The organism is Actinoplanes sp. NPDC048796 (assembly GCF_040650035.1).
Classification (GTDB): Bacteria; Actinomycetota; Actinomycetes; order Mycobacteriales; family Micromonosporaceae; genus Actinoplanes.
Map to the genome: position 1 here is coordinate 1 of NZ_JBEZGO010000034.1, position 11,800 is coordinate 11,800.

Consider the following 11,800-nt stretch of genomic DNA (forward strand, 5'->3'; position numbering starts at 1 on the left):
GTGGAGGCGGCGGACGCGCTGATCAAGCTGGCGTTCCGGCGCGACCAGAGCGGTGACGAGTCCGTGCTGACCGAGGCCAAGGCGCTGATCCGGGAGTACCTGCACCGCCACGTGACCAACTGAGCGGCGCTCACCCCAGGAAGGCATGGCCCTCCCCGCGGTAGGTCGGTGTCGGCGTGGCTGTCTCACCGTCGATCAGCTGCAGCTGGTTGACGTGCTCACACAGCTCGCCGGCCTTGGCGTGACGGAACCAGACCCGGTCGCCCGGCCGCAGCGTCGCCGCGACCGGCCCGACCAGCGGCGTCTGCACCTCGCCGGGTCCCTCGTCGGGCTTGAACTTCAGACCCGCGGGCAGGTACGGCGTGGGCTGCCGGGACGTCTCGGCGGGCCCGGAGGCGATCCATCCGCCGCCGAGAACCGTGGCGATCTGGGGCGCGGGGCGCCGGACGACGCTGAGCGCGAAGAACGCGGCCGGGGTCGGGCGCCACGCGCTGTAGGCGTCGAACAGCGTCGGCCCGTACAGCCCGGAACCGGCGGTGACCTCGGTGACGGCCGGATCGGCGCTGGTCGCGGCCACGCTTCCGGTGCCGCCACCGTTCACGTACTCCAGGTCGGCGTGCTCACGGATGGCTCTGACGGCGGCGCCACGGCGCTCGAGCAGTTCGGGGAACGACCGGGACTGCATCAGGCGGATCGCCCGGCCCTTCAGCGCCTGGCCGGGTGGCAGGTCACCCAGTCCGGCGATCTGGGCCTCGTACGACATCATCCCGACCAGCTTGAAGCCCGGCCGCGCGACCAGGCGCCGGGCCAGAGCTCCGGCCTGCGCCGCGGAGTGCACGGGCGACCGGCGTACACCCAGATGAAGTGGCCCCGCCGGCCGCCAGGAAGAGTCCAGATCGAGGCACAGCCGTACGGGTTCCGGGCGCGCTCCCGGCGGCGTCACCTGATCGACGATGTCGAGGTGACTGGGGTGGTCCACCATGATCGAGATAGCGGCGGCCAGGTCGGGCTGGGTCGTGAGCTCGCGCAAAGCGATCCGGTCGACCGTCGGATAGGCGACCAGCACGTCGTCGGTCACGCCCTCGCGGACCAGCCAGATCGCCTCACCCAGGGTGTACGCCATGACACCGCGCCAGCCGGGCCGGGCCAGCACCCGGTCGAGCAGCGCCCGGCAGCGCACCGACTTGCTGGCGACCCGCAGCGGCTTGCCGCCGGCGCGCGCCACCAGCTGGGCCGCGTTGTCGTCGAAGGCGTCCAGGTCGACAGCGGCCACCGGCGTCTCGAGATGCGCGGTGGCCCGGTCGAGCCGCTTCTGCAGGAGTGTGCGGTCGATCACGCGTGCAACTTAACGTGTGATGAAGGCAACGCGAAAGGCCTTCACTTTTTCGATACCCGAACGTGGGTGAACAGGGCGGTCGGGGCCGCCCGATAGAGTGCACCCTGCGGGGATCACGGGAGGTACGGCCATCGACACCGAAAAGCGGGAAACCGGACCGGTAGACCTGTCGGGAGCGGCGGCCCTGCGCTCCGTCCTGCGCATCCGGCCGTTCCGCCGACTCTGGCTCGTGCTCGGCCTCGCCTCCTTCGGCGACTGGATCGGCCTGCTCGCCACCGGCATCTTCGCCGCGGCCCAGTTCCAGAGCAGCGCCGGGCAGGGCGCGGCCTTCGGCGGCACCATCGCCGTCCGCCTGCTGCCGGCCCTGCTGCTCGGTCCGATCGCCGGCGTCTTCGCCGACCGGTTCGACCGGCGCTACACCATGGTCATCACCGACCTGATCCGCTTCGTCTTCTACGGATCGATCCCCCTGGTGCCGCTGCTGGGCGGCTCGCCCGGCGTCACCGTGGCCTGGGCCGCCATCGCCACCTTCATCGGCGAGACGATCACGCTGATCTGGATCCCGGCCAAGGAAGCGGCGGTCCCCAACCTGATCCCGAAATCGCGGATCGAGGTCTCGAACCAGCTGACGCTGGTCACCACGTACGGCATCACACCGATCCTGGCCGCGCTGGTCCTGTCCGCCCTGACCGCGGGCGTGCAACAGTCCGGGGTGACCCTGCCCGACTGGGCCGCGCCGGTTCAGCTGGCGCTCTACCTGAACGCGATCTCGCGGCTCGTCACCGCGCTCACCGTCTTCTTCGGCATCAAGGAGATCGGCGGCAAGAGCGCCGAGCGCCAGCGCGAAGCCCAAGAGCAGAGCATGGTCCGCCAGTTCCTCGACGGCTGGAAATACATCGGCGGTACGCCACTGGTCCGCGGCCTGGTCCTCGGCATCTTCGGCGCGTTCGCCGCCGGCGGCATCGTGATCGGCGCGGCCAAGACCTTCGCCACGTCCCTGGGCGCCGGTGAGGCCGCGTTCTACCTGCTCTTCGGCACCATCTTCATGGGCCTCGCGCTCGGCATCGGCCTCGGCCCGATGATCATCCGCGAGCTGTCCCGGCGCCGCTGGTTCGGCATGAGCATCGTCCTGGCCAGCGGCTCGGTGATGTTCCTGGGCGTGTCCTTCCACCTGTCGATGGCCCTGGTCGGCGCCCTGCTGGTCGGCGCCGGCGCCGGCATGGCGTTCCTGGCCGGCACGACCCTGCTCTACGGCGAGGTCGACGACTCGGTCCGGGGCCGGGTCTTCGCGGTGGTGCAGATCGGCGTACGGATGGTGCTGCTCCTGGCCATCACACTCGCCGGTTTCCTGGTCGGCCTGGGCAGCTCCCGCCGCGTCGACCTGGGCGTCCTCAGCTTCGACGTGTCCTTCACCCGCGTCCTGCTGCTGGTGGCGGGCGCGGCCGGCGTGGCCGTCGGCATCAGCTCGTTTCGCCAGATGGACGACAAGCGCGGCGTCCCCGTCCTGGCCGACCTGTGGGGCTCCATCCGCGGCCGCCCCCTCTCCCCGGACGAGCAGTTCGTCCGCAGCGGCGTCTTCGTGGTCTTCGAAGGCGGCGAGGGAGCGGGCAAGTCGACCCAGGTCCGCCGCCTCGCCGCCGCCCTCGAAGCGGCCGGCCACGACGTGGTCGTCACCCGCGAGCCCGGCGCCACCGACGTCGGCGCCCGCATCCGGGGCCTGGTCCTGGACAAGGGCGACGCCCCGTCCCCGAGGGCGGAGGCCCTGCTGTACGCGGCCGACCGGGCCCACCACGTGGCCACGGTGGTCCGTCCCGCCCTGGCCCGGGGCGCGGTCGTGATCAGCGACCGCTACGTCGACTCGTCACTGGCCTATCAGGGCGCCGGCCGCACGCTGCCGGTCGCCGAGATCTCCTGGCTGTCCTCCTGGGCCACAGGCGGCCTGAAACCCGACCTGGTGGTCCTGCTCGACGTCGACCCCACGGTGGGCCTGGGCCGAGTGGACTCCCGAGGCGAGGGCGCGGACCGCCTGGAAAGCGAGTCGCGTTCCTTCCACGAGCGCGTCCGCTACGCCTTCCTCGACCTGGCCGCCGCCGACCCTCGCCGCTACCTGGTCCTGGACGCCGCCCGCCCCGCCGAGGAGATCGGCACCGCGGTAACCACCCGCCTGACCCCCCTCCTGACCGGCGACGGCGTACACCCGGCCCCCGCCTCCACAGCGGTCCCCCCGGCCCCCGACTTCGAGGCCCCCGACCTCCTAGCCGCCGAAGCCGCCGACCGAGCCACCGCCGCCCACCCGGCCGCCGCGCACCCCTCAGCCGCGCCCCCGGCCGCCGCGCAGCCTTCAGCCGTGCCCTCGGCCGCCACGCAGCACTCGGTCGCCGCGCAGCCCTCAGCCGCGCCCCCGGCCGCCGTCCACCCCTCAGCCGCGCAGCCATCAGCCGCCCACCCCCTGGACGGGCAGCCTTCAGCCGGGCACTCCGCAGCCGCGAGCCCCGCAGCCGCACACCCCATGGCTGCCCCCCTCTCGAACGGGCAGCACGAGGAGCCACCGCTCGAGGAGATGGCCGAATTGCTCGGCGTCAACGACGACGAAACCCCGGACGGCCCCACCCGCACCGGCCACCGCTGACCGCGCCAACCCCAAGCTCGCTCACCAACCAACGCCGGCCCGGCCTCGCAGCGAGCCAAACGGCGACCGCCGAACCGCCTGGAAAGCCCGGCGACGAGCCGGCGCCGCCACGGGTGGACAGTGACCGTCGGACGGCCGCGAGTCTAGCGACGAGCCGGTGTTGCAGCCGGCCGAAAGGTGACCAGAGGGCCGGCCGCGAGTCCGGCGACGAGCCGGTGTTGCAGCCGGCCGAACGGTGACCAGAGGACCGGCCGCGAGTCCGGCGACGAGCCGGTGTTGCACTCAGCCGGTCGCTACGGCGGGTTCGGCCCTGGTTGAACGGAACAGACCACCTCCGTACCTCCTGAAGGGCGTCACCCCCTCCAAAGGGTGAGCATCATGGCTTCGACGGCGATGTCGGGTTTGACGTTTTGGTCGATGGCGTCGCGGCAGGCCAGGACGGCCTCGAGGCGGCGCAACGTGCTCTCCGCGCTCCATTTCTCAGCCGCGGCCGCCGACTGCGTCGCGGTGTCGGTGTGTACGACTGCGACCGGCGCGCGCAAATTCGTAATAAGGACATCCCGGTAGAAGCCCGCAAGGTCGACCAGCGAGCGGTCGAGGGCGTCCCGCTTCGACCGGGTAGCTCGGGACTTCTGGCGCTTCTCCAGTTCCTTCAGCTGGCCGGCGGCGCCGCGCATGGCACCGGCGGCGCCCCGGCCCGTGCCGCCCGCGCCCAGGGCCTGTTCCAGCGCCGCCCGCTCGGCGGCGTCGGTCTCGATCACCGCTTCCGCCGCCTCGGCCTCGGCCGCCTTGATCAGCGCGGAGGCCGCCTCGTAGCAGGCGCCCACGCTGCTCAGCCGCCGCGGCACGGCGAGAACGGCCTCGCGCCGGCTACGGGCTTCCGGGTCGTTGGCCAGCCTTTTCGCCCGGCCGACGTGGCCCTGCGCGGCCGCCGCGGCCCACGCCGCGACGTCGGGCGCCACGCCGTCGCGGCGAGCCAGGACCTCGGCCACCGCGTCGGCGGGCGGCTGGCGCAACGCCACCACACGGCAGCGCGACCGAATGGTCACCGAGATGTCGTCCGGATGCGTCGACGGCGTGCAGAGCAGGAAGACCGTGCGTGGCGGAGGCTCCTCGATCGCCTTGAGCAGCGCGTTTCCGGCCTGTTCGGTGAGGCGGTCGGCATCCTCGATCACCACCACCTGCCACCGGCCGCCGGAAGGCGCGCTCGCCGCCCGCAGCACCAGGGTCCGCATCTCGTTGACGCCGATCGAAAGGCCCTCAGGCACCACGAACCGTACGTCCGCGTGGGTCTTGCCGAGCGCGGTGTGGCAACCGTGGCACTCACCGCAGCCGGCGCCGTCGCGCTCGCACTCCAGCGCGGCCGCGAAGGCCCGCGCCGCCACCGAGCGCCCGCTGCCGGGCGGACCCGTGAAGATCCACGCATGGGTCATCGCGCCGGCCGGCACCTCTTCACCGGTCACGACCCGCGCCGCCGCCGAGGCTGCCTGGCGCAGCGTGGCGACCGCCTCGTTCTGACCCACCAGGTCTGCGAAGACTTCACTCACGCACACGATGGTATTGCGCCGGTCCGACAGTCTTCGAAGTTATCCACAGGCGGGTTATCCACAGTGGAGAAGTCGCCGTAGCGGAGCCTTCACTCTTCCGGGTACGTTCTGGTCCCGGCAAGTGACGCACGGTGAGGAGCCTCCGGCATGGCGCGTGAGATCGACGAGGCGTGGATCAGCGAAGCCATCGACCGACATCGTCGCGTCGAGCAGCTGCGGGCCGAGTTCGAACGCGCCGTCGAGTCGCACACCGTCTCCGTGCACTCGCCCGACGGCTCGATCGAGGCCACCGTGACCGCCACCGGCCGCATAACGGACATACGCGTCCGCGGCGGCCTGCATCACCGCGAAGCGACCGAGTTCACCCGCGAACTCCAGACCGTGGTGGCGACGGCCGCCGACGCCGCCCGATGGGCCCGCGACAAGCTGCGCGGCGAGATCTTCGGGCAGCCGCGATCCCTGGGAGAGGACTGACATGGACCACCTCGCCGAACGCCTCGACCGGGCCGCCGACGACCTGCGCTCCGTCGAACGCGCGGTGGCCGCGCTGACCGTCCCGCCCGGCGCCTTCGCCGAGTCCTCCGCCGGCCTGCCCGGCCGACTCGGCCGCTCGCTGCACGAGCACTGGACCGCCGTCGTGGCCGCCCGCGCGCAGGAGGCCTCCGGCGCCTCGGGCCGGCTGACCGCGATGGCCACCTCGGTCCGGGCCACGCGCGACGACTACGCCGAGACCGACGACGCGGTCCGCCGGCGTTTGGAGCTGTGATGGACGCTCTGTATCAGGTGCTCGACGCGGCCTTGCCCCTGCTGCGCCGGGTGGAGCAGGTGCTCGGCGACGCCGGCGCCCCCGCCGAGCACAAGATCTGGCAAGAGCTTCGACGGGTACGCCTTCTCCCCGTCGACGCCGTCGAAGCCGTGGCCGCGTTACGTCCCGGTGCGCTGGCCGAGACCGTGCCCGAATTGCGGGCCGGGGCCCGTGCGTGCGCCGCCGCCGACCTGCCGCCACCAGGCGTCTGGGAGGGCGAGGCGGCCGAGGCCTACGACGACCTCCGCCGCCGGGTCGCCGTCCACCTGGCCGGCGCCGCCGACAGCCTCGACGAGCGCCTGGAGGAGACGGCCGACCTGACCGCCGCCCTGAGCGACTGGATGATCCGAGCGCGCGACACCGTGGCCGCCACGCTGGCCGACGTGCTGGTCTCGGCCGAGGCGCTGACACTTCAGACCGCGCCCGCCACCCCGCGGCCCGAGACGGCGGCCGCCGCGATCGCCGCCCACGTGTTGAGGACGATCGCCGATCTCTACGCCGAAGCGGAGGAGCTGATGCAGAACTCCACTCACCTGACCCACGCGGTCCCGGTGTAGGCGCGGCGCCGCACTCGGATCCGAATGCGGCGTCGCGACTTCCTGCACCCCCCGCAGGTGTGCTGACTACTCAACGCCATCGATCGATGCTTGTCTCGGGGTTACGGCGGCTTCGGTCCGCTCGGGGGAGCAGGACCGGACGTCCGTCGCCGGGCCCTCATCCGTCAGGAGATCGACAATGCTCCATACGGTCGACGCCGGTTCCGGATCATCAGGGCCGGGACCGCCGGCGGCGCATGGTCACGGCCACCGCGGCGATGCCTGCCACCAGCAGGGTTCCGCCGGCCATGGCCAGGCGGTCCAGGCGCGGCCCGGTCACCGGAAGGCCGCCGCCGGCGCCACCCGCGCCCGCTCCGCCTGTGCCGGCCGGTGGGGCCGCGGCGGGGGAGACGGCCGCCGACTCCAGCACGCCGAACGCAAGGTCCACAGTGGTCCTGGCCTGAGGGCCGTAGCCGGGCCTGTCGCGGTCCTTCGGCCCGGCAGCGGCTGCCTGCACCAGCGAGACCTTGACGGCGGCGGCCCGGGCGGCGACGGCGGATCCCTTGGTCGCTTGCCGGACGTCGCCGAGCGACACGCGCAGCCGGGTTCCGTGAGTCGCGCTGGGGGCCGACTCGGTCCGCGGCGCCGCACTCACCGGGGGCAGCCCCGGTACGGCCGGCACGGGCAGCTGCTTGGCCTTGTTCAGCGCGGCCAGGTCGCTGAGGCGGCCCAGCGGCACGGACTCCGTCGCGTGGCGCTCCGGGGTCAGCGTGATCTCGGCGTGGTCGCCGGCCGCCTCCAGCCGCTTGGTGGCGATCCCGTCGCCGGAGACCTCCACGACGGCCGGGCGGTATTCGACCTTGCCGCCCTCGGCCGCCGACATCGACGTCGTCAACGTGGGCGCCCGCAGAACGCGTACGCGAACCCTGCCGTCGGCCAGCTCGATCCGGCCCGCCTTGACCGTGGACGAGGCCACCGACCGGGCCGCTTCGCCGCTTCGCTCCAGCGCCGTCGTGCTTTCGCTGGTGAGCTTCTCCGGTACGCGGACCAGCCCGTCCAGCAGGCGCAGGCTCGTGAGCCCGGCCTCCGAGCGGGTCGTCTCGCCCACGGCGCGGCCGCAGGCCATGCCCGCTTCCCACCGCGCGTGCGCGGCCAGCCGGCCAGCGCCGAGCTTGAGCGGACCAGCCTTGCCGGCCGGGGTCACGCGCTGCGCCGCCTTCGGGTTGGTGGGCGGCGCCTTCTGCAGCAGCGGCTTGCTCAGCCCGGCCTTGCCCGCGGCCTGCCCGTCCAGCAGCCGCCCATAGGCGGCCGACGACACCTTGGCCTCGGCGATCATCGCGGTCCGGGTCTCGCCGACGCCCACATCGGACAGAGTCGCGGTCCTTCCGCTCTCCTTCACGGCATCCTCGGACGGTTCTTCCGATTTGTCGGCCCGACCCTCGTCGGCTGCGTCCTCATCGGCCTTCGCCCCCGCCGCCGGGTCTTCCATCGACGTCCCGGCGCCACTCCCGCCCGAGTCTCCCGGAGCCCGCGTCAGTCCATTCACGAGGCTGCCGCCCTGCTCGGCCGCCTCACCCAGGCGGCCGGTCACCTCGTCGGCCGGCGTGACCACGTCGGCTTCGCCGTCGGTGCCCGCCTTGGCCTTCGGGTGCGGCGTCAGGGTGCCCAGCATCGCCGTACCCAGCATCCCGATGCCCTCGCTGAGGGTGTCGCTCTCCTCCGGGTCGGTGATCGGGTCGTCCACCGAGTCCAGCACGCGGGCCGCGGCGCCGGTCGCCGGGCCGCTCTCGGTCTCAGTCTCGGCCTTCGGCTTCTTGTAGCGGACGTCGGGAACCTGGACGGCGAGCTTTTCGATGCGCAGCAGCTCGGCGCCGGACTGGGCCGCGTAGCTCTCGGCCCGCTCGCACGGTGCGGGCGCGGCGAACGCGGGCAGCGGAGCGCTGAGCGCACCCGTGAAACCGAGTGCGACCACACTGGCGGCCAGCGATCTGGCGGGCGTCATGGGTAGTTCCCTCCCGAAGTGTTCCGTGTTGAGCGACGTCTACGGGTCTGCCCAACGACGGTCGATTGGGGCGGTTGTGCCGCATCTATACGACAACCCTGCCGGGTAGCCCAAAACCGGCATTTGGTACGCGCTTGGGGAAGTCGTAGGGTGGTGACCATGGGCATGCTGTGCGCGGTCAGCTTCAACCGGTACGGCCGTCTCTACTACCTCGACCCGGGCGAGTTCTCGCCCCAGGTCGGCGACCGTGTGCTGGTGCCCACGGACGACGGCCCCGAGGTGGCGGAGTGCGTCTGGGCGGCGCAGTGGGTGAGCGAGGAGACCTCGGGCTTCCCGAAGGTCGCCGGCATCGCCGACGAGAACGATCTGCGGCGCGACGAGTTGCTGCGCAAACGCAAAGCCGAGGCCAAGGTCGCCGCGAAAAAACTGATCAAGGCACACGAGCTGCCGATGAAGGTCGTCGCCGTCGACCACGTGCTCGACCAGACCGGCGGCAACAGCGCCCGCACGACGATCTACTTCACCGCACCCCATCGGGTCGATTTCCGGTCTTTGGTACGCGACCTCGGCGCCACCCTGCACTGCCGCGTCGAGCTGCGCCAGCTCTCCGCCCGCGACTCGGCCCGCGTCCAGGGCGGCATCGGCTCCTGCGGCCGCGACCTGTGCTGCGCCACCTTCCTGACCGACTTCGAGCCGGTCACCATCCGCATGGCGAAAGACCAGGACCTACCCCTCAACCCCCTGCGCATCTCCGGCGCCTGCGGCCGCCTCATGTGCTGCCTCAAGTACGAACATCCCCTGTACCAGAAGTTTCAGGCCTCGGCGCCCACGGTCGGCAGCCGCGTCACCACGCCCGAGGGGGACGGCCGCGTCGTCGCGCACAGCGTGCCCAAGGACTCCGTCGTCGTCCGCCTCGACGCCGACGGCTCCCGCTGCTCGTGCAGCCGCGCCTCGGTCTGCGGGCCCCGCCAGGCCCACGACGAGCAGTACGGCTGACTCAGCGCACCCGGATCGGTTCCTCGATGGGGTGGACGACGAGGGGCTCGGTGGGGCGCAGCCACGAGGCGTCCGGGGCGGCCTCGGGGTCGGCCTCCCACTTGCGGCCGATCGTGGTGACGCCGAGCGGGTGGATGGTGAGGGTGCCGTCGCGGTCGATGTGCAGGCGGAGGAAGCTTTTCGCGTCCTCGATGCCCTGGCCGGCGAAGAGCTCGTTGACGTTCACGTCGAAGCGGCTGGCGATCAGCAGGTAGAGCGCGCACACCTGGGTGGCCAGGAACCCGCCGACCGGCAGGTAGAGGACCGCCGCGACCACCAGCGGGCCGGGCCACGACCACTCGTGGAACGGCAGCCGCAGCCACAGCCAGGCGCCGCCGGCGGCCAGCGCTATCTGGGCGAAGCCGTGCAGCAGCCCGAGGATCCAGTGCCGTGAGTGTTTCGGCTTGTCGGCGCCGGGCGGCTGGGCGAAGAGCACCGTGCCGGCCAGGATCACCCCGAGCATGATGACCAGCGGGATGCTGAACAGCCGCCGGAAGATGTCGTCCTCCGCCGCCGCGCCGGCCATCGCCAGCATGGTCAGCGTGGTGATGATGCCGAGCATGGTCGCGAACCCGGGATTGCGGGTCGGCACCCGGTGGAACACGCCCCAGCCCATCCGTCGCGACGCCGCCGCGTCGGGGAACGCTTTCCGGAACGGGTACGTGTGACTGACGCTCCGGTTGCGGGTCAGCGTGCCCTCGGGCGGCACCACGATCTCGTCGGGCAGCTGGGCCGTGCCGAGCAGGTAGGCGCCACCGCCGCCGCACGTGATCAGCTGACGGTCGTCGTCGCCGTAGCGCGCGTAATGATGCAGGTCGCCGGAGACCATCACCCGGACCGTGGCCTTGCGGGGCGCGATGATCGTACGGACGAAGTAGTCGATCGCGTCGTAGTCCTTCGGATCGTCGGCCGCCTTGACCCATTTCGGTGACGGCGTCATGAGGATGACCCGGTCCTCCGGTCCGAGGTCACGCGCGGCCTTCTCGAAGTACAGAAGCTGCGGATCGTCGATGTACGCCCCGAATTGCTCGTCGATCGCGAACAGCCACCAGTCCGACGGCAACTTGACCGCGAAGTACGACCGTCGCTGCTCGGTGCGCCACCCGCCGATGTGCCCGTCCTTGCGCCGCGCGAACAACCGCAGGAACGCCGTCAGACCGTCGTACCAGTCATGGTTGCCGGGCAACGCGAACAGCGTCGGCCGGTGCCCCTCGGACGGTGGTTCGGGCAGCGCCGCCCGGTAAGGACCCTTCATCCGGCTCTCGTAGCCGTCTCCGCTGGCCAGCGGATAGACCTGGTCGCCACCCATGAGCAGCAGCCGTCCACGCGGCAGGGTGGCGTCGCCGACCTGGAGGGCGGGTTGGGCCAAAAGCCAGGCGATTGAGTACGTGGCGTGGAAGCCGTCACCGAGGTCGGCCACATAGTCGAACCAGAGCTCGCCGTCAGCTGTCTTCGAATGGTCGAACCAGCCCCCGTCGAGCGAGTTCTGCAGCTCACGCTTGTCCAGATAGGCACCGAACAGGGTCGCCAGCAGAGCCCGCAAACCCGTGCTGAGCAGCAGCAACGGCGCCAGCCAGCCAACCGGCCGCTTAGGCTCGAAGCCCAGCTCACGAGGATCCATGCTGGTCGGCCGGCGCGGCACGACCTGCCCCTGCGGGGCCGGCTGCGGGTGGTCGTCGGTCACGCCAGGCACATTAGTCCCGTCGTACGACAGATTCCCTCCCTCGTTTACACCGGACCCGCCGGACCACCCCCCGACCGATGGCGTACGATTGGTCATCGTTGCCGCCTTAGCTCAGTCGGCTAGAGCGACGCACTCGTAATGCGTAGGTCGTCGGTTCGATTCCGACAGGCGGCTCGGGTAAGGAAAAGGCCCGTTGACCAGGCGATATGCCAAGGTCAACGGGCCT

9 protein-coding genes, 1 tRNA gene and 1 pseudogene are annotated in these 11,800 nt (G+C 71.7%); 7 read left to right on the forward strand and 4 right to left on the reverse strand.

Going from position 1 to position 11,800, the window contains the following annotated elements:
* Positions 1 to 123: pseudogene (locus AB0C26_RS46325) on the forward strand (TetR/AcrR family transcriptional regulator); the annotation flags it as partial.
* Between the two features lie 7 nt (positions 124 to 130).
* Here the strand turns inward: AB0C26_RS46325 and AB0C26_RS46330 are convergent.
* Entirely contained in the window at positions 131 to 1,336 is a 1,206-nt protein-coding gene (locus tag AB0C26_RS46330) for an amino acid deaminase/aldolase (RefSeq protein WP_360261759.1), read from the reverse strand.
* 229 nt (positions 1,337 to 1,565) lie between these two features.
* Between AB0C26_RS46330 and tmk the strand changes: the two genes are divergently transcribed.
* A complete protein-coding gene (gene tmk / locus AB0C26_RS46335; RefSeq protein WP_360261761.1) occupies positions 1,566 to 3,965 on the forward strand; it encodes a dTMP kinase in 2,400 nt (799 codons plus the stop codon).
* 353 nt (positions 3,966 to 4,318) lie between these two features.
* Here tmk and AB0C26_RS46340 read toward each other — a convergent pair whose 3' ends face one another.
* Positions 4,319 to 5,512: a DNA polymerase III subunit delta' gene (locus AB0C26_RS46340; RefSeq protein WP_360261762.1), complete on the reverse strand. Its 1,194-nt coding sequence runs from the start codon at positions 5,510 to 5,512 to the stop codon at positions 4,319 to 4,321.
* 147 nt (positions 5,513 to 5,659) lie between these two features.
* Here AB0C26_RS46340 and AB0C26_RS46345 point away from each other — a divergent pair, with 147 nt between their 5' ends.
* Genes AB0C26_RS46345 through AB0C26_RS46355 form a run of 3 tightly spaced genes read left to right on the forward strand, consistent with a single transcriptional unit; the run spans position 5,660 to position 6,874 of the window.
* Positions 5,660 to 5,986 carry a YbaB/EbfC family DNA-binding protein gene (locus AB0C26_RS46345; protein ID WP_360261764.1) on the forward strand — a complete coding sequence of 109 codons (327 nt, stop codon included), beginning with the start codon at positions 5,660 to 5,662 and terminating at the stop codon, positions 5,984 to 5,986.
* A 1-nt stretch (position 5,987) separates the two neighbouring features.
* Positions 5,988 to 6,278 carry a hypothetical protein gene (locus AB0C26_RS46350; protein ID WP_360261766.1) on the forward strand — a complete coding sequence of 97 codons (291 nt, stop codon included), beginning with the start codon at positions 5,988 to 5,990 and terminating at the stop codon, positions 6,276 to 6,278.
* Complete coding sequence (locus AB0C26_RS46355; RefSeq protein ID WP_360261768.1) at positions 6,278 to 6,874, forward strand: hypothetical protein; 597 nt, start codon at positions 6,278 to 6,280, stop codon at positions 6,872 to 6,874. The genes AB0C26_RS46350 and AB0C26_RS46355 overlap by 1 nt, the downstream gene beginning before the upstream one ends.
* Before the next feature lie 211 nt (positions 6,875 to 7,085).
* On the opposite strand, the gene AB0C26_RS46360 is transcribed toward AB0C26_RS46355, so the two are convergent.
* Positions 7,086 to 8,855, reverse strand: a complete 1,770-nt coding sequence (locus tag AB0C26_RS46360; protein WP_360261770.1) for a hypothetical protein — start codon at positions 8,853 to 8,855, stop codon at positions 7,086 to 7,088.
* A gap of 159 nt (positions 8,856 to 9,014) precedes the next feature.
* Between AB0C26_RS46360 and ricT the strand changes: the two genes are divergently transcribed.
* Positions 9,015 to 9,851, forward strand: coding sequence for a regulatory iron-sulfur-containing complex subunit RicT (gene ricT, locus AB0C26_RS46365; RefSeq protein ID WP_360261772.1), 837 nt, complete (start codon positions 9,015 to 9,017; stop codon positions 9,849 to 9,851).
* A 1-nt stretch (position 9,852) separates the two neighbouring features.
* Here the strand turns inward: ricT and AB0C26_RS46370 are convergent, their stop codons facing one another.
* Positions 9,853 to 11,511, reverse strand: a complete 1,659-nt coding sequence (locus AB0C26_RS46370) for a metallophosphoesterase (protein WP_360261774.1) — start codon at positions 11,509 to 11,511, stop codon at positions 9,853 to 9,855.
* Between the two features lie 163 nt (positions 11,512 to 11,674).
* Between AB0C26_RS46370 and AB0C26_RS46375 the strand changes: the two genes are divergently transcribed.
* A tRNA-Thr gene (locus AB0C26_RS46375) sits at positions 11,675 to 11,748 on the forward strand.
* Positions 11,749 to 11,800: the final 52 nt, after the last annotated feature.

Coding starts and splice junctions, on each gene's coding strand:
- AB0C26_RS46370 (WP_360261774.1), bottom strand. CDS start 11,511: ATGGATCCTCGTGAGCTGGGCTTCGAGCCTAAGCGGCCGGTTGGCTGG.
- AB0C26_RS46360 (WP_360261770.1), bottom strand. CDS start 8,855: ATGACGCCCGCCAGATCGCTGGCCGCCAGTGTGGTCGCACTCGGTTTC.
- ricT (WP_360261772.1), top strand. CDS start 9,015: ATGGGCATGCTGTGCGCGGTCAGCTTCAACCGGTACGGCCGTCTCTAC.
- AB0C26_RS46355 (WP_360261768.1), top strand. CDS start 6,278: ATGGACGCTCTGTATCAGGTGCTCGACGCGGCCTTGCCCCTGCTGCGC.
- AB0C26_RS46350 (WP_360261766.1), top strand. CDS start 5,988: ATGGACCACCTCGCCGAACGCCTCGACCGGGCCGCCGACGACCTGCGC.
- AB0C26_RS46345 (WP_360261764.1), top strand. CDS start 5,660: ATGGCGCGTGAGATCGACGAGGCGTGGATCAGCGAAGCCATCGACCGA.